Origin of the sequence: uncultured Desulfovibrio sp. (genome assembly GCF_910584445.1) — a bacterium.
In the GTDB taxonomy this organism is placed as follows: Bacteria; Desulfobacterota; Desulfovibrionia; order Desulfovibrionales; family Desulfovibrionaceae; genus Desulfovibrio.
In genome coordinates this window covers 14,529-30,646 of record NZ_CAJUBO010000003.1, presented here as the reverse complement: position 1 = coordinate 30,646, position 16,118 = coordinate 14,529, and the positions used below count along the sequence as shown (strand labels likewise).

Sequence of the window (16,118 nt, the reverse complement as noted above, 5' to 3'; positions counted from 1 at the left end):
CGGCTTTTGTGACTCATGAAAAGTAGTGCTTCCGTAACGCCTCTATTTCCGCCTGTTCCTTGGGCGGGATGAAAAAGGGCGTACAGCGCAGGCCAAGCGCCGTTGCGCGGGAGGCGAAAAAGGCCGCGGCAAGCAGCGTCTTCTGTGACGGGCCATGACCATTCAGTTCACGGAAGTCGAGAGAAAACTCGACGTTCGTAATGCCAAAACGTGTACACAGGTCAAAAAAACCCGTAATTTCCGGGATGCTGTTGTTCCTGTCAAAAATGATATATTTAAGCGTGATGGCCGCGGGAGTGGCCGATTCGTTGACATAGCGGTCAATGCTCTTGCATACCTTGGCAAATCCATCCACGCCCTTGACCTTCTGATAGGTCGCCGCGCTGCCGGAATCAAGACTGATATTGATCTCTCCGCGTTGTTCATGCAGCAGAAAAGCTATGGCCGGCGAAAAGCGCAGCGCGTTGGTATGGATGTTTTGCCAGTATCCTTTTTTTGTCACCCAGAGGCTCGCCGCTTCAAAATCTTTCAGGATGCTCGGTTCGCCGCCGCCCCAGCTGAAGAAGCAGTGCGGAGCGAGGGCATGTTGCGCGTACAGACTTTTCAGCACAGGCAGGACCGGGTATCCCGTCCCGCGCTCCCGCTGCTCCCACAGGTCGCAATAGACGCATTTGCAGTTGCACAAATAGCGATGCGTATTGATGCTGACCGATTTAAAGTTCAACTGGATATTGTGGAGCGAAGGGGGATCCGAAACCTCCGTCAGATTCGGGCAACCACGGCAAAGGGTGTCATCGCCCTTCTGGAGCCGTTGATAACTGTTTTCGATATGCGCGGCATAGGCGTCCATATCCAGCTTGTCGCCGGAAAACGGGAATGAGGGGACTTCACAGCCGTGCACATTGCAGCACGGTTGCACGGATGCGGGTTCAAGATTGATATCGCAGAAAAGCATCTGGCAGAATTTCATAACGCCGCTCCCTCTCTGATATGCCATGCGTCTATCCGAAGCGCAGAAGCAGCATGCCGGTGATGAGTACGGCCATGCCGAGAAAGGCCACGGGCCGGAGCCGTTGCCTGAAAAAGAGCCAGCCGCCGAGCGAGGTGCCGAGAATGCCGAAACTGCCCCAGAGGGCATAGGCCACGGCCAGGTCCATGTGCCGCACGGCCAGCGAAAGGCAGTAGAAGGCCGCGCCCACAAGGGCCAGGGCCGTGACGCTGACGAGCTTGCGGCGAAAGCCGCGGGAGCGCGCCAGGAGCAGGTTGGCGAGGATGTCCAGCAGCGCCGCCAGCAGGACGAGGACGGTGGAAATGCTGAAAAAGGCCGCGAGCGTTTCCATCAGTGCTTCCTGCCCGGGGGCGGCACGCTGCCGGAGCGGCGCGCTGCTGCCGGCTCATCGCCGTGCCCCGTGCCCCGGTGGACAAGCAGCGCGCCGGCAAGGACGCAGAAAAGCCCGAGCAGGCGCTTCAGGCTCAGGCCTTCGTCAAGGATGAAGACGCTGGAGAGCGTGATCAGGGTCAGACCAAGCCCTTCCCAGCAGGCAAAGGCCACGCCCACGGGAAGCCCTGTGGTGGAAAGCGCCAGAAGATAATAGGAAAGGCAGATGGCGGCCCACATGAGCACCAGCCCCAGAAGGGCGGCATGCGCGAAGCCCCAGCCCTGGGAGAGCTTCATCAGGGTCGTGCCCCCGGCCTCCAGAACGATGGCGCCGAGCAGGCAATACCAGTGATAGGGTCTGGTCTGTTCCATTGCGTGCGTTTTTCGCCGTTCTTCAGAGCAGTTTTTGACCAAAAATATCCATTTTCACCCCTTCGCCAGAGCGGTCCTAGGCTCAGACCTCATTAAATTACGTTATGGTTTTTTCAGCAAGGAAAAGAGTTTTTTCCTCTGGCCGCCCGGAGCAGAGCGAAGGGCGGGGCTGTCGCCGCAAGGATCCTAAAAAATAAGATTTTTTTGCGCTGGCAAGGAAGTGGGCGATTTTTGGAGGGAGTGTACTCAGGTACATGACCGACAAAAATCGCCCAGTGACGCCGACAGCGCAAAAAAGGCTGTTTTTGACGGATGATTGTGGCATTGCACAAGCTGCCATATCCCAAGCCAGCAGTCACATTAATAGGTCCAGACCCTAGCGCCCGTCCCGGCCGCCTGCGCGCTGGCCGGCAGGCGCCGCGTTCGCCTGTTGCGCCGCGATCCATCCCATGGCCTCGGCAAGGTCGAGCGTGCCTTCATAAAGGGCGCGTCCGCTGATGACGCCCTCGAGGCGTCCTTCGCCGCACAGCGGATAGAGCCGGCGCACGTCTTCCAGCGTCGCCACGCCGCCCGCCGCGATGACCGGGATGCCGGACGCCAGGACGAGGCGGCGCAGCGCATCAAGATTGACGCCGCTGCGCATGCCGTCGCGTTCAATGTCCGTGTAGATGAGGAAGGCGGCCCCGGCATCTTCCAGCCGGGGGAGCGCCTCGGCCACGGTCAGGCCCGTGTCCGCCAGCCAGCCCCGGCTTTTGAGCCGTCCGTCGGCCGCGTCGAGCGAGACGCCGATCCTGCCCGGGAAGGCGCGGCAGAGCGCGGCGAAGCGTTCCGGCGCTTCCAGGGCCATGGTGCCGATGATGAGCCGCCGGACCCCGGCGTCAAGATAGGCGCGGGCAGTTTCCGCATCGCGGATGCCGCCGCCGAGCTGGACGGGAATGGAAGCGCCGGCGCAGATGCGGCCCACGATGGCCGCGCTGGCGGGGTGGCCGTCAAAGGCGCCGTCCAGATCCACCACATGGAGCCAGCGCGCGCCCTGCCGTTCCCAGTGGCGCGCGGCTTCGGCCGGATCATCGGCAAAGACCGTGGCCTCGTCAGGGCGGCCGCGCCGCAGGCGCACGGCCTTGCCCTGGCGGATGTCGACTGCGGGAAAGATGATCACAGGCCCAGATCCTTGACGGCTTTTTTCATGCCGTCCACGGCCAGGTCTTGGGCGGTGACCCAGGTTCCCTTCCGCTTGAGAAATTCGCCCACAGTGAGCAGGTTCTCGGTGAGACCCACCTGTTTTTCCTCAAAGATGGAACGGTTGCCCGGCGTGCCTTCGGCCACGTTGACAAGGAAGAACTCCACCCGCACATGCGCCGACTGCGTCACGCCCGCCTTGGAGCCTTCGCGCTCATGCCAGTCGAGGACCTGGGGGATGAGCAGATACTGGGCGCCATGTTCGCGCCCATAGGCGACCCAGCGCGGCAGCGCGCCGGGCTGGCCCGTGCTGTGGGCGCTGGTGAGGTCGGGCGGCAGGTTGCGGCGCGGAATGAAGGTATATTGCCGCTTGGTGCCGGTGATGAGCACCTCGCGCAGCTGCATGTCGAGCGATACCAGCGCATCGTGGGGGATGCGGCCCTGATTTTCCGGGATCTGGCCCACGATGAGCTGCCCGGGATGCAGCGGCTGGGTGAAGGGCGCCACCGAGATGCGGTAGCTGGAGGAAACGAGCCGCGGCACATCCGCCGTGCTGGTGGGGCGCCGCGCGCAGGCGGCGGCCAGCGTCAGGCAGAGCGCGGCCGCAAGAAAAACAGACAGGCGGGGCAAATGGCGGTTGGTCATGCGTCCAGGCCTCCCTTGGTGCTTCGGATGGTTGTTCCCCGGCGGCGGACAGCCTGGCCCAGCGCAAGGCCCAGCCCCTTGGCCGCCGATTCCAGAAGATGATGTCCGTTTTTGCCATACATAAAGGAAACATGCAGGTTGCAACGCGCGGCGGAGGCAACGGCCTTGTAAAATTCGCGCCAGAGGTCTTTTTCCTCCCCGGCAAGGACCGGCGGCAGCAGGTCGTCGCCGCGCCATTCCAGCCATGGACGTCCCGAAAGGTCCACCACCACATCGGCCAGCGCCTCATCCATGGGGACGCGGCCATGCCCCACGCGGGCGATGCCCTTCCGGTCGCCGAGCGCCTCGCGCAGGGCCGCGCCGAACGCCAGGCCCGTGTCTTCGGCGCTGTGGTGCGCGTCCACCTCCAGGTCGCCCGCGCAGGCAAGGCGCAGGTCCATCTCGGCCCAGAAGGCAGTGAGAGTGAGCATGTGGTCCAGCAGGCCGAAGCCTGTGCGTATGTCGATCTCGCCTGTGCCGTCGATGGTGAGGCTCAGGCTGATGTCCGTTTCGCCGGTGCGTCGCGCAAGATCCGCGTGGCGGGTCGTCAGGGTGGGGGCGTTCATGCATCCTCCGAAGGCGGTGCCGCGGGTGTCCGGGCATCGGCGGCGGTCTGCGCCGGCCGCTTTCCGGCGGCATCCATGTCGGCTTTGGCGGCGGGTCTTCTGCCGAAAGCGGCCGCCACCCAGATGCTCGCTTCATACAGGAGGAGCATGGGGCAGGCCATGAGCAGCTGCGAGACCACATCCGGCGGCGTGAGGATGGCCGCCAGGATGAAGATGCCCACAATGGCGTAGCGACGCCCCTTACGCATGATGGCGGCGGTGAGGATGCCCATGCGCGCGAGAAAGAGCGTGAAGATGGGCATTTCAAAAATAAGTCCGAAGGCGATGAGGAGCTTGAGGACGAAACTCAGATAGTCGCTGACCTTGGGCGTGATCACGATCTCGGGCGTGGAAAAGCTCACGAAAAAGCTGAAGGCAAAGGGAAAGACGATGAAATAGCAGAAGGCCCCGCCCGCCACGAAGAAGATGGCGGAAAGAACGGCCACGGGCAGGATGTGGCGCTTCTCCTCGTCATAGAGTCCGGGCGCCACAAAGGCCCATATCTGGTAAAAAATGGCCGGGCTTGCCAGAAAGACCCCCGCCACAAAGGCAATATACATGCGGGTGAAAAAGGCTTCGGGCAGGGTGGTGTACTGGGCGTGCGTGCCTTGCGGCAGCACCGCGAGCAGTGGCTGGATGAGGATGTCGAAAATCGGGTCGACCACGGCCCAGCAGACGGCAAAGCCGATGCAGACCGCAATGCAGCAGCGCACCAGGCGGCCGCGCAGTTCCGTGAGGTGGTCCATCAGGCCCATGGGTTCGCCGCCCTCGGCTTCGCGCTGCGGGGCGGCATCGGATGTGGCGGGCGGAGCTTTGGGGGACGCGGCGGGAGGTCCCGCCGGGGAGGCTCCGGCGGGCGGAGCGCCTGCTGGGGGGAGCGTGCCGGACGGCGGTCCACCGGCCGCGGACTCCGTATCCGGCTGCCAGTCCGGCCCGGAAAGGGTGGTTTCAAAAGGTGCCGGATCTTCCGGGGGCAGGGTGCCGGTCATGCGCGCGGCCCATCCGCAGGCTGGGTGGGGGAATCCGGAGAAGGCGGAGCGGTCGGGGGCGGCGTTGGCGCGCGTGCCCCGGCGTCGGCGGTGGCGTGCGCGTCGTCCGCCGTGGCCGGGGCGCCCTGGGCTTCGGCCCGGGCCTTTGCCAGGGCCTCGGCCAGCGGGCTGCCTTCCGGCGGGGTCAGGACATTTTCCGTATCCTGTTCAGCGGCAGCGGGGGAAGCACCCGGGGCGGCCGCCGTGGGGGCGTCTTTTTCCGCGGCGGCCTTGCGGCGTTGCTCCTCCGCCTTCTCGCGGATGTCGGCCTCGGCGGATTCGGCATTGAGCGTCCGCTGAAAGTCCGTGGAAACGCGCCGGAATTCCCCCATGGCCTTGCCCAGCGTGCGGGAGACGCTTGCCAGGCTTTTGGGGCCGAGCACGATGAGCGCCACCACCAGGATGACAAGAAGCTCGGTGCTGCCGATGCCGAACATGAACGCCCCCTACTCCCACTCGATGGTGCTGGGCGGCTTGGAGGAAATGTCGTACACCACGCGGTTGACTCCCTTGACCTCGCTGATGATGCGCCCGGAGATCCTCGCCAGCAGCTCGGGGGGCAGGCGCGACCAGTCCGCCGTCATGGCGTCCACGCTGTCCACCACGCGCAGGGCGATGACGTTCTCATAGGTGCGGCCGTCGCCCATGACGCCCACGGTACGCAGGGGCAGAAGGACGGCAAATCCCTGCCAGACCTTGCGGTACCAGCCCGCGGCGCGCAGTTCTTCCTGCACGATCCTGTCCGCGCGGCGCAGGATGTCCAGCCGCTCCTCGCGCACTTCGCCAAGCACGCGGATGGCAAGGCCTGGACCCGGGAAGGGATGGCGCCAGACGATGGAATCCGGCATGCCAAGCTCGGCGGCCACCTTGCGGACCTCGTCCTTGAACAGTTCGCGCAAGGGTTCGATGAGGGCCAGCTTCATGGTCTCGGGCAGGCCGCCCACATTGTGGTGGCTTTTGATGACCGCGCTCGGCCCCTTGTGCGATACGGACTCGATGACATCGGGATAGAGCGTTCCCTGGGCGAGAAAATCCACATGCGGGAGTTTTTCGGCTTCTTCCTGGAAGATGTCGATAAAGGCGTGGCCGATGATCTTCCGCTTTTTTTCCGGGTCCTCCACGCCCTTGAGCAGGGAAAGGAACCGTTCGCGCGCGTCCACCACCGTGAGGTTGAGGTGGAAATGCTCGCGGAGAAAGGTGGTGACCTCTTCGGCCTCGTTGAGGCGCAAAAGGCCGTTGTCCACAAAGATGCAGTGCAGCCGGTCGCCGATGGCCCGCTGGAGCAGCGCCGCCGCCACGGTGGAGTCGATGCCGCCGGAAAGGGCGCAGACCACATGCCGGTCGCCCACCTTTTCGGCGGCTTCGGCCACGGCGCGCTCCACAAAGGAGGCCATGGTCCAGTCCGGCGTGCAGCCCGCCACCTTGAAGAGAAAGTTTTCGAGCATCCGCTCGCCGTCCACGCTGTGGTGCACCTCGGGGTGGAACTGCACCGCATAGATCTTGCGGGCTTCATCCGCCATGGCCGCCACCTGGAGCGTCTGCGTGCTGCCTGTCACCGTGAAGCCCGGCGGCGGCGAGGCCACCTTGTCGCCGTGGCTCATCCACACGCGGGTGGGCGCCGCGCGGTCAAGCCCCGTCCAGAGGGCGCAGGGCGCGGTCATGGTCAGGTCGGCAGGGCCGTATTCCCGCGTGAGGGAGCGCGCCAGCGTGCCGCCCAGCTCCTGCGCCAGAAGCTGCATGCCGTAGCAGATGCCGAGCACGGGCACGCCCAGGCGCAGCAGGCCGGGGTCGAGGGTGGGGGCGTCCTGTTCTCCCACGCTGGCCGGGCCGCCCGAAAGGATGACGGCCGAAGGCCGCATGGCCGCCACCTGGGCGGCGGTGGTGACGCAGGAATGGATCTCGGAATACACGCCCGCCTCGCGCGTCCTGCGGGCGATGAGCTGCGTGACCTGCGAGCCGTAGTCGATGATGATGACCCTGGAGTGCGGCATGAGAGCTTCCCGTTGGTTGTGCGGCCCTGGTGGCTCGCTGCGAAAGTTCCGCATTTCGCGTCCGGAACGCGTTCCGGACGCGCATTCGGCGCGGGCGTCCGTTCCCGCAGCCGCCGGAGCGTTTGCGCGCCCATTGCGAAAACGCTCTAGTTTTCAATGCGGTAGTTGGGCGCCTCCTTGGTGATGACCACGTCATGCACATGGCTTTCGCGCAGGCCCGCCGCGGAGATCTCGCAGAAGGTGGTGTTGCGGAACAGGTCGTCCAGGGTATGGGCGCCCACATAGCCCATGCCGGACCTCAGGCCGCCCATGAGCTGGTAAACGGCCTCCATGACCGGGCCGCGGTAGGGCACCCGCCCGACGATGCCCTCGGGCACGAGCTTCTTGCTCTTTTCCTGAAAATAGCGGTCGGAGCTGCCTTCCTTCATGGCGTCGATGGAACCCATGCCGCGATAGATCTTGTAGGTGCGGCCCTGGTAGAGGATGGTTTCGCCGGGGCTTTCCTCCGTGCCCGCGAAGAGCGAGCCGATCATGACCGCGTGCGCGCCCACCACAAGGGCCTTGACGATGTCGCCCGAGAACTTGATGCCGCCGTCGGCGATGCAGCAGCGGTCCATCTCGCGGGCGGCGCGGCTGCCGTCCATGACGGCCGTGACCTGCGGCACGCCCACGCCGGCCACGATGCGCGTGGTGCAGATGGAACCTGGCCCGATGCCCACCTTGACGGCGTCGGCGCCGGCCTCAAGGATGGCCCGCGCGCCCTCGTAGGTTGCCACATTGCCCGCGATGAGCTGGCAGTTGGGGAAGCTCGCCTTGACGCTGCGGATGGCGTTGAGCACGTTGACGGAATGCCCGTGCGCCGAGTCCAACACCAGGACATCGGCGCCGGCTTCAAGCAGCTGCGCCGCGCGCGCCTCGGAGTCCTTGCCGATGCCGATGGCGGCGCCCACGCGCAGGCGGCCGTTTTCGTCCTTGCAGGCGTTGGGATATTTCTGCACCTTGTCGATGTCCTTCATGGTGATGAGTCCGCGCAGGCGCTTGCCCTCGTCCACCACAAGGAGTTTTTCGATCCGGTGCTCATGGAGATGGCGCTTGGCGTCCGCCAGGGAGGTGCCCATGGGCACGGTGATGAGCCGGTCGCTGGTCATGACGTCGGCAACGCGCACGGCGTTGGCGTCTTCCACAAAGCGCACGTCGCGGTTGGTGAGGATGCCCACCAGCGTGTCGCCATCCACCACCGGCAGCCCCGAAACGCGGAAATCGCGCATGAGGTCCAGCGCCTCCTGCACCGTCTGCCCGGAAGAGATGGTCACAGGGTCGAGGATCATGCCGCTCTCGCTCTTTTTGACGCGCTCCACCTCGAGGCGCTGCTGGGCCACGGGCATGTTCTTGTGGATGACGCCGATGCCGCCCATGCGGGCCATGGAAATCGCCATGGCGGACTCCGTGACCGTGTCCATGGCGGCGGAGAGCAGGGGGATGCGGAGAGGAATGGCAGGGGTGAGCCAGGTCGTGATATCCACGGCATCGGGCGTGATGTCGGAATATCCGGGAATGAGCAGGATGTCGTCGAAGGTCAGCGCCTTGCCGCGGTTGGTGAACATGGCTCCCCCCAAGGGCTAACAGTAGGATAAAATTTATCTTCTCAAACTAGCACCCGCCCCCTGCCATGTCAATGGTGACGCGCGGTGGGGAGGTCCGCCCTCCTCTCCCTGAAAGCGACGGAAAAAAACGCCGTCCGCTTCTGCCGGAAGGCGAAGCGGACGGCGAATGTGATACAGATGTCATGCCCGGGGTTACGGACGCGGATTCTCCGGTTCGTAGCCAAGATCATGGATGGCGCCCATGATGATGTCCAGCGCGATGGGCATGTTCTTGTCTTCTTCGTAGTAGAGTTCCTTTTTATCCAGATCCACCTTGGCGCTCTTGACGCCGGGAATGGCGGAAACAGCCTTTTCAACAGAGTCCTTGCAGTTGGCGCAATGCATTCCATTGACTTTTATTGTGGGCATAGTATCCTCCTCAGTTAATGGCGTTGGCGGTATGCCCGCGCGTCAGCGCGGGAACGCCGACCTTGTGAAATAAAGGATACACGCTTTTCGCTGAAAAAACAAGAGGTCATATCATGGCGGATATACGAAATGCTTCCGCGCCTTCCGGCGCCTGCCCCCTGCGTTTTGACATCGGCGGCATGCACTGCGCGGCCTGCTCCTCGCGTATCGAGCGGGTGGTGGGCCGCATGCCGGAGGTGGACAGGGTGAGCGTCAACCTCGCCACGGCCCGGGCCGAAGTCTGGCCCGCCGCGGGAGATGCCGAGGCCGTGCGCCATGAGGTCATGGCCGCGGTGGCGAAGCTCGGCTTTACGGCCACCCCGGCCGCCACGGAGGATGCCGGGGCGCGTTTCGCCGCGTCCAAAGCCCGGGCGCAGGCGGACCGGCGCCGCAGGCTGCGCCGTCTCTGGCCCATGCTCGCGTTTTCCGTGCCGCTGCTCATCGTTTCCATGGGGCACATGCTCGGGCTGCCCCTGCCGGCATGGCTGGAGCCTCACGGCTCGCCGCGAGCCTTCATGCTTGTCCAGCTCGGGCTTACCCTGCCGGTGGTCTGGCTCGGGCGGCATTTCTATGTGGATGGCCTGGCGGCCCTGGCGCGCCGCTCGCCCAATATGGACAGCCTCGTGGCCGTGGGCACGGGCGCGGCGTTCCTCTACAGCCTCGTGAATACCGTTCTCGGCCTTGCGGGCAATGACCCCGCATGGCGGGCCATGAACCTGTATTACGAGTCCTGCGCCGTGCTGCTGACCATGATCGAGTTCGGCCAGTTCCTCGAGGCCACGGCAAAGCAGCGCGCGGGCGATGCCATGGGCGCGCTCATGAGCCTTGCGCCGGAAACGGCCCTGCGCCTGAAGACCGCCGACGCGGCGCCTGAAGAAGTGCCGCTCTCCGCCGTCGCCCCCGGCGACCTCCTCCTGGTGCGGCCCGGCGGTCGCGTGCCCGTGGACGGCACGGTGGAGCGGGGCGCCAGCGCCGTGGACCTTTCGCTGCTCACGGGCGAGTCCATCCCGGTGCCCGTGGCGCCCGGCGATGGTCTCACGGCCGGCAGCGTCAACGGCGAAGGCCCGCTGGTCATGCGCGCCGTGGCCGTGGGCGCCAATACGCGTCTGGCGCGCATCGTGCGCCTCGTGCAGGAGGCGCAGGGCAGCAAGGCGCCCATTGCCCGGCTGGCGGACAGGGTCAGTTATTATTTCGTGCCCGCCGTCATGGCCCTGGCTACGCTTGCCGCGTTCTGCTGGCTGGTGTTCAGCAATGAGCCGGTCACAACGGCGCTCACCGTTTTTGTGGCGGTGCTCGTCATGGCCTGCCCCTGCGCCATGGGGCTTGCCACGCCCATGTCCGTCATGGTGGGCACGGGGCGCGGCGCCCAGCTCGGCGTGCTCATCAAGAACGGCGCCGCCCTGGAACGCGCGGGCAAGATCACGGCCCTGGCCGTGGACAAGACCGGCACCCTCACCACGGGCACGCCGGAACTGACGGCCATCTTTCCGGTGGCGGCCGGCGCTCCCGGCGCTCCCGGCGCCGGTCTGAAAGAGGACGAACTGCTGGCTCTGGCCGCGGCGCTGGAAGGCCGTTCCGAGCACCCGCTGGCCCTGGCGCTCATCCGGGCCGGGAACGAGCGCGCATGCCCCCCCTGCGAGGTGGAGGACGCGCGCATCTCGCCCGGACTCGGCATTGCGGGCCGGGTGGGGCTGGCGGGGCGCGTCCGGTCCGTTGCCGTGGGCAGCGCGGCGTTCATGCGCGCGCGCGGCTGCGCGCTTTCCGCCGAGGTGGAGGCGCGGCTCGATACTCTGGCCGGGGAAGGGCAGACGCCCCTGCTCATGTCGCTTGCCGATGAGGATGCCGGCGCGGAGGGCGCGGAACGTATCGTCGCCATCTTTGCCCTGGCCGACGGCCTGCGGCCGGAATCTCCCGCCGTGGTGCGGCGGCTGCGCGCCATGGGCCTGCGGGTGATCATGCTCACCGGCGACAATGCGCGCACGGCGGCGGCCGTTGCCCGGCTCGCGGGCATCGACGAGGTGGCGGCAGGGCTGTTGCCCGCCGAGAAGGCCGACCATGTGCGCCGCCTTCAGGAAGAAGGACAGGTGGTGGGCATGGTGGGTGACGGACTCAACGACGCGCCCGCCCTGGCCCTGGCCGATGTGGGCATGGCCGTGGGCACCGGCGTGGACGTGAGCGCCGAGGCCGGGGACATCGTCCTCATGCGCGGCGGCATGGAGGCCGTGCTGGCGGCGCTGGAGCTTTCGCGCGCCACCATGCGCAATATCCGGGAGAATCTGGGCTGGGCCTTTGGCTACAATATCCTGGGGCTGCCCGTGGCCGCGGGGCTGCTGCATGTGTTCGGCGGTCCCATGCTCTCGCCCATGATCGGCGGCATGGCTATGGCGCTCTCGTCGTTCTCCGTGGTGACCAACGCCCTGCGTCTGCGCTTTTTCAAGGTCAGGGGCGCGGCGTAGGGCGCTTCGGCGCCAGAAGAGTTTGAGCGCGGCCACGCCGCGGATGATGAGCAGGACGCCCAGGGCGCGCCCGCATCGGAAGCGCGTATCGGATGCTACCCCGCTTCCTCCAGGCTTTCCTCCGCGCGGATGAAGGCCTCGCGCCGCGCCTGGCGGGCGGCTTCCTGTTTGCGTTCGCGCGTGCCGCGCGGTCCCAGGGCGTCAAATTCCCCGCTGGGTTCCTGCTGGCGGCAGAAGACGAGAAAGCCCGTATGCGCGGTCATGCGGTCCTCGGGGCGCAGGCGGTCCGCCACGGGTTTCCAGCGGCGGATGAGGATCTCGCAGACCTCAAGCTCGGCGAAGGGTCCGTTCTCCAGGCCCAGCAGGAGCCTGCTCACCTGATCGACCGTGGGCAGGAGAAAGCCCAGTGTGGCGCCCGGGCGCACGGCGGCCACGGCCTGATCGAGATAGTCCCAGGGCGTGCGGACATCAAGAAAGAGCGCGTCCGCGCCGTGGGCAGCAAAGCCCTCGGCGATGTCGCGGCAATGCAGCTCCACATTGCCGCCAAGGCCGGCCCAGTCGAGATTGCGGCGCGCAAGGCGGGTGAACTCCTCGCGCGCGTCGTGGCTCACCACATGGCCCGTGGGGCCGGAGAACCACGAAAGCCCCAGCGTGAGCGCGCCCGAGCCGCAACCCGCCTCGATGATGGTGCGCCCCGGCCCGGCGCCGAGCCGCAGGCAGATATAGGCGATGTCCTTGGCGTAGATGATCTGGGTCTGGCGCTTGAGACCAAGCAGAAGGTCGTGGAGCGTGGCCTCTTCGATACGGATGGGCACGCCCTCGCTGGTGGCCGCCATGGAGCCGAAGTCCAGCGCGGCCACATCCGCCGCGCGCAGGGTGCCGTCGTTGCTGTGCCAGTCCTGCCCGGCTTCCAGGCGCTTGAGATAGCGGCGCCCCTTGGGCGTGACGTAGATGACGAGTGAGCCGTAGGGGATCATTGGTTTTCCTGAACAGGTCTTTGCCGTGGGGCGCAACTGGGGAACAGGGCATCGTGGTTTTCGCAAGGCCGAAGCCTGAAGTCACCGCCATTGGCGTCGCGGGCGTCCGCTCCCGCAGCCGCCAGAACGTTGACGCGATCTCCTTGCGAAAACGCTCTAAAATATCTGGCGCATGAGATCCTCGCCGCCTTCGGACGTATCCTCGCCGCCCGGCGCGCCCGCCACGTTGTCCGTGGCGGAAACGCCTTCCATGGGCTGATCCGCGCGGTAGGCCATGTTCCCGGACATGACGATGCCGTCCGGCATGGTGAAGTCTTCCGGTTCATACAGCTCTTCCACCACGCTCCGGTAATAGCGGAAGATGGGCGCTGCCGTCCTGCCGCCCTGTTCCAGGCGCCCCAGGGGCTGCAACTGATCATAGCCCACATAGACGCCGGTGACGAGGTAGGGCGTGAAGCCCACGAACCAGGCATCATGCTCCTCGTTGGTGGTGCCGGTCTTGCCCGCGATGAAGCGCCCGTCGATCCTGGCGCGCGAGCCGGTGCCGGCATTGACCACATTCTTGAGCAGGGTCGCCATCATGTAGGCGTTCTGCGGCGTGAGGGCCTGCCAGTGCTCGGGGTCCTGGCGGTAGAGTTCCCGGCCGCGCGCGTCGGTGATGGAGGTGATGATCCGCGGGCGCACGCCCATGCCCTGATTGGCAAAAGCCGCATAGGCCTGGGTGAGGTTGAGCGGTGAGACGGCCACGGCGCCGAGGCTGACGGAAAGCTCCTGCGGAAAATGCGGCTCCAGCCCAAGGGCCTTGGCCCGCTGGATGACGTTGGCGATGCCCACCTGCTGGGCCACGCGCACGGTGCAGGTATTGCGCGAAAGGGCAAGGGCCTGCCAGAGCGGCAACTCGCCCTTGTAATTGTGTTCGTAGTTGGAGGGGCGCCACACCTCGTTGGTGTAGGGATTCACATAGACAAAGGGCGCGTCCAGCACGATGGAGGACGGCGTGAAGCCGAAATCCAGCGCCGTGGAATAGACCACGGGCTTGAAGCTCGAACCGGGCTGCCGCCGCGCCTGGGTGGCGCGGTTGAAATGGCTTTCTCCGAAGCTGTAGCCGCCGATAAGGGCCACCACATCGCCGCTGCGGGGTTCCAGCGAGGCCAGCGCCCCCTGGACGAGCGGTTCCTGCTGGAGGCGCAGGAGAATGGGGGTGGTCTTCGTGACCCGGGCGGGATCATAGGGCACCTGGGTCCTGGCGGCGCCCTTTGCCGCCTGTTTGCGCTTTGCGCCGTCCCCGGCGTCGGGGGCGGCCTGCGCCTGCGGCGCGGGCATGGGCGCGGCCGAGACCCAGATGAGGTCGCCCGGGGCCAGCACCTGGCGCGCATCCTTGACGGCGGGGGCGTAGATGCCCGCCACCTTGGGATTGGGCTTGCGCGCCCAGGACATGTTCGCCACCGGGATGACGCCGGTATAGCCCTGACCGAGCGCCACGCCGGCCTTGCCGGACTCCACGTCCGTCACCACGGCGCGCACCCACGCGTCCCCGGCCAGATCCAGCGGCGCAAAGGTCGATCCCGTGAGGAATGCGGCGCCCTTGGCCGCATCGGCCGCGGAAACGCCGCGCCAGCCCTGCCGCTTGTCCAGTTCTTCCAGACCGCGCCGCAGGGCCTTGCCCGCCGCGTCCTGCTGTTCGGGCACCATGGCCGTGCGCACGGTAAGCCCGGCCTCGTAAACGTAGTCCTCGCCGTATTTGCGGGTATCCACGCCAAGGGCCTTGAGGTTGCTTTCGGTAAAAAACTCGATGAGCAGGCGCCGCGCCTCTTCCAGATACCAGAGGGCCGGGCCGCCCATGCCGTCGGGCATGCTCCAGTACACGAGCGGTTCGGCGGCGGCCTGGGCATATTCCTCGGGGGTGATCCACGCAAGATCGCGCAGGCGGCCGAGGACATACATCTGGCGGTCCTTGGCGGCCTTGGGCGAGCGGAAGGGATTGTAGCGCGAGGGCGCCTTGGGCAGCCCGGCGATGACGGCACTCTCGGCAAGGGTGATGTCCGCCGCGTGCTTGCCGAAATAGGTGCGCGCCGCCGCTTCCACGCCATAGGCGTGTTCGCCCAGATAGATCTGGTTGAGGTAGATGGTGAGGATGTCGTTCTTGCTGAGGTCTTTCTCCAGCCGGTAGGCGAGGATGGCCTCCTTCATCTTGCGCGTATAGCTGCGCTCGGAGGTGAGAAGGAGCTGCTTGATGAGCTGCTGGGTGATGGTGCTGCCGCCCTCGCCGGTATGTCCCTTGCGGAAATTGTTGATCGCCGCGCGCAGGATCGCCATGGGGTCCACGCCCATGTGCCGGTAGAAGGCGTCGTCCTCGGCGGCGAGAAAGGCCATGGGCAGGAAACGCGACATGTCCTTGAGGCTGATGACATAGCGTTTTTCATGGCACAGCGTGCCGAGGACCTGGCCGTTGCGGGCCAGGATGGTCGTGGCCTGGGGCGGATTGTAGTCCGCGATGCGGGTGATGTTGGGCAGGTCGCGCGAGGCCCAGTAGAACAGGGTCGCAACGGCTCCGCCGCCAAGCAGGCCGCAGAGGACAAGAAGGAGGAAACTCCAAAGCAGGAGCTTTTTCCAGGAAACGCGGATTTGCATGCCGTGGGATACCGTGTTTTCCCGCCGGCGTAAAGGGCTGTCTGCGCGCTCTTCCGGTCCGGGCCGGAAAAAGCCGCGCGGACCGCCACAGGGGGACGACTTCCCCCGGACGGCCCGCGCGCGGGGCTGCCGGCTCCGGCTGGCGCGCGGCCTGGCCGGAGATGCGGATCACTGCTGCGTTGCCGGTTCCCAGGCGAGCTGATCGAGGTTGCCGTTGAAAATGGCCTTGCCGTAGCTTGCCCGGGCGCCGTCCGTCATGACAGTATTAACATGGACGGCCAGGGCGCGCGGCATGTATCCCTTGTCCACATACGTTCTGGCAAGACCCGCGCAGACCGCCAGGGCGAATTCCCTGGCCTTGTCGCTGCCGAGAGGAGCGGAAAAGTCCACAAAGACATCGGCGGCCTTGGTGGCGATCTTGAGATCGAGCCTGGGGCTGGCCGGAAGGCCCAGGGCCGTCGTTTGCGCCGTCACCAGGGCGGCGAGGGGCGCGGCGAGTTCCTTCTGGGCGGCCTGGTTCTCCCGGTCTTCCGCGCCCCTGAAGCTCAGGCCAATGGCGATGAGGATGATGACGGAAACCACGATGACGATCTTCTGCCAGCGCGAGGTCCGGGTGGGGACGTGCTCGATCTCGCTGGCGGGAACGGCCCATTGGCCGCACTTGGGGCACATCTTGGCCGATTCCGGCAGAGGTTCGTTGCAGTGGGGGCAGTGATTGGTTGTCATGGGGGTTCTCCTTTTCGGGTCCGGCCATGCGCGTGTGGGG

At 65.9% G+C, this 16,118-nt stretch carries 14 protein-coding genes and 1 pseudogene; 1 reads left to right on the top strand and 14 read right to left on the bottom strand.

Features of this window, described 5'->3' with window-relative positions; translation table 11 throughout:
- Positions 1-13: 13 nt before the first annotated feature.
- The 11 genes and pseudogenes from QZ294_RS02140 to QZ294_RS02090 all read right to left on the bottom strand — a co-directional run bounded on the left by QZ294_RS02140 (position 14) and on the right by QZ294_RS02090 (position 9,249).
- The gene (locus QZ294_RS02140) at positions 14-970 is read right to left on the bottom strand and encodes a radical SAM protein (RefSeq protein WP_297046057.1); all 957 of its coding nucleotides are present in this window, start codon (positions 968-970) and stop codon (positions 14-16) included.
- Between the two features lie 31 nt (positions 971-1,001).
- Positions 1,002-1,340 carry an SMR family transporter gene (locus QZ294_RS02135; protein ID WP_297046054.1) on the bottom strand — a complete coding sequence of 113 codons (339 nt, stop codon included), beginning with the start codon at positions 1,338-1,340 and terminating at the stop codon, positions 1,002-1,004.
- Positions 1,340-1,750 (bottom strand): multidrug efflux SMR transporter, encoded by a 411-nt coding sequence (locus QZ294_RS02130; RefSeq protein WP_297046051.1) that lies wholly within the window; start codon positions 1,748-1,750, stop codon positions 1,340-1,342. Before QZ294_RS02130 ends, QZ294_RS02135 begins: the two co-directional genes overlap by 1 nt.
- A gap of 376 nt (positions 1,751-2,126) precedes the next feature.
- A complete protein-coding gene (gene hisA, locus QZ294_RS02125; RefSeq protein WP_297046048.1) occupies positions 2,127-2,909 on the bottom strand; it encodes a 1-(5-phosphoribosyl)-5-[(5-phosphoribosylamino)methylideneamino]imidazole-4-carboxamide isomerase in 783 nt (260 codons plus the stop codon).
- Positions 2,906-3,574, bottom strand: a complete 669-nt coding sequence (locus QZ294_RS02120) for a hypothetical protein (RefSeq protein ID WP_297046044.1) — start codon at positions 3,572-3,574, stop codon at positions 2,906-2,908. Before QZ294_RS02120 ends, hisA begins: the two co-directional genes overlap by 4 nt.
- A complete protein-coding gene (locus QZ294_RS02115; protein WP_297046403.1) occupies positions 3,571-4,164 on the bottom strand; it encodes an imidazoleglycerol-phosphate dehydratase in 594 nt (197 codons plus the stop codon). The genes QZ294_RS02120 and QZ294_RS02115 overlap by 4 nt, the downstream gene beginning before the upstream one ends.
- A gap of 11 nt (positions 4,165-4,175) precedes the next feature.
- Positions 4,176-5,207, bottom strand: coding sequence for a twin-arginine translocase subunit TatC (gene tatC, locus QZ294_RS02110; protein WP_297046041.1), 1,032 nt, complete (start codon positions 5,205-5,207; stop codon positions 4,176-4,178).
- A gap of 269 nt (positions 5,208-5,476) precedes the next feature.
- Positions 5,477-5,683, bottom strand: a pseudogene (tatB, locus tag QZ294_RS10990) (Sec-independent protein translocase protein TatB); the annotation flags it as partial.
- Between the two features lie 9 nt (positions 5,684-5,692).
- Positions 5,693-7,237: a glutamine-hydrolyzing GMP synthase gene (guaA, locus tag QZ294_RS02100; protein ID WP_297046036.1), complete on the bottom strand. Its 1,545-nt coding sequence runs from the start codon at positions 7,235-7,237 to the stop codon at positions 5,693-5,695.
- A 146-nt stretch (positions 7,238-7,383) separates the two neighbouring features.
- On the bottom strand, positions 7,384-8,841 hold the full coding sequence (gene guaB / locus QZ294_RS02095; RefSeq protein WP_297046033.1) for an IMP dehydrogenase: 1,458 nt from the start codon (positions 8,839-8,841) through the stop codon (positions 7,384-7,386).
- Positions 8,842-9,033: 192 nt separating this feature from the next.
- On the bottom strand, positions 9,034-9,249 hold the full coding sequence (locus tag QZ294_RS02090) for a heavy metal-associated domain-containing protein (RefSeq protein ID WP_297046030.1): 216 nt from the start codon (positions 9,247-9,249) through the stop codon (positions 9,034-9,036).
- 113 nt (positions 9,250-9,362) lie between these two features.
- Between QZ294_RS02090 and QZ294_RS02085 the strand changes: the two genes are divergently transcribed.
- On the top strand, positions 9,363-11,744 hold the full coding sequence (locus QZ294_RS02085) for a cation-translocating P-type ATPase (protein ID WP_297046027.1): 2,382 nt from the start codon (positions 9,363-9,365) through the stop codon (positions 11,742-11,744).
- A 95-nt stretch (positions 11,745-11,839) separates the two neighbouring features.
- On the opposite strand, the gene QZ294_RS02080 is transcribed toward QZ294_RS02085, so the two are convergent.
- The 3 genes from QZ294_RS02080 to QZ294_RS02070 form a co-directional block, all read right to left on the bottom strand.
- Positions 11,840-12,721: a tRNA (adenine-N1)-methyltransferase gene (locus QZ294_RS02080; RefSeq protein WP_297046024.1), complete on the bottom strand. Its 882-nt coding sequence runs from the start codon at positions 12,719-12,721 to the stop codon at positions 11,840-11,842.
- Between the two features lie 156 nt (positions 12,722-12,877).
- Positions 12,878-15,352 carry a penicillin-binding protein 1A gene (locus tag QZ294_RS02075; RefSeq protein WP_297046021.1) on the bottom strand — a complete coding sequence of 825 codons (2,475 nt, stop codon included), beginning with the start codon at positions 15,350-15,352 and terminating at the stop codon, positions 12,878-12,880.
- A gap of 168 nt (positions 15,353-15,520) precedes the next feature.
- Positions 15,521-16,078, bottom strand: a complete 558-nt coding sequence (locus QZ294_RS02070; RefSeq protein ID WP_297046018.1) for a hypothetical protein — start codon at positions 16,076-16,078, stop codon at positions 15,521-15,523.
- Positions 16,079-16,118 lie beyond the last annotated feature (40 nt).

What these genes read in the sequence shown, in the direction of transcription:
- QZ294_RS02140 (WP_297046057.1), bottom strand. Translation starts at nt 970, where the DNA reads ATGAAATTCTGCCAGATGCTTTTCTGCGATATCAATCTTGAACCCGCA.
- QZ294_RS02135 (WP_297046054.1), bottom strand. Translation starts at nt 1,340, where the DNA reads ATGGAAACGCTCGCGGCCTTTTTCAGCATTTCCACCGTCCTCGTCCTG.
- QZ294_RS02130 (WP_297046051.1), bottom strand. Translation starts at nt 1,750, where the DNA reads ATGGAACAGACCAGACCCTATCACTGGTATTGCCTGCTCGGCGCCATC.
- QZ294_RS02120 (WP_297046044.1), bottom strand. Translation starts at nt 3,574, where the DNA reads ATGACCAACCGCCATTTGCCCCGCCTGTCTGTTTTTCTTGCGGCCGCG.
- tatC (WP_297046041.1), bottom strand. Translation starts at nt 5,207, where the DNA reads ATGACCGGCACCCTGCCCCCGGAAGATCCGGCACCTTTTGAAACCACC.
- guaA (WP_297046036.1), bottom strand. Translation starts at nt 7,237, where the DNA reads ATGCCGCACTCCAGGGTCATCATCATCGACTACGGCTCGCAGGTCACG.
- guaB (WP_297046033.1), bottom strand. Translation starts at nt 8,841, where the DNA reads ATGTTCACCAACCGCGGCAAGGCGCTGACCTTCGACGACATCCTGCTC.
- QZ294_RS02090 (WP_297046030.1), bottom strand. Translation starts at nt 9,249, where the DNA reads ATGCCCACAATAAAAGTCAATGGAATGCATTGCGCCAACTGCAAGGAC.
- QZ294_RS02085 (WP_297046027.1), top strand. Translation starts at nt 9,363, where the DNA reads ATGGCGGATATACGAAATGCTTCCGCGCCTTCCGGCGCCTGCCCCCTG.
- QZ294_RS02080 (WP_297046024.1), bottom strand. Translation starts at nt 12,721, where the DNA reads ATGATCCCCTACGGCTCACTCGTCATCTACGTCACGCCCAAGGGGCGC.
- QZ294_RS02075 (WP_297046021.1), bottom strand. Translation starts at nt 15,352, where the DNA reads ATGCAAATCCGCGTTTCCTGGAAAAAGCTCCTGCTTTGGAGTTTCCTC.
- QZ294_RS02070 (WP_297046018.1), bottom strand. Translation starts at nt 16,078, where the DNA reads ATGACAACCAATCACTGCCCCCACTGCAACGAACCTCTGCCGGAATCG.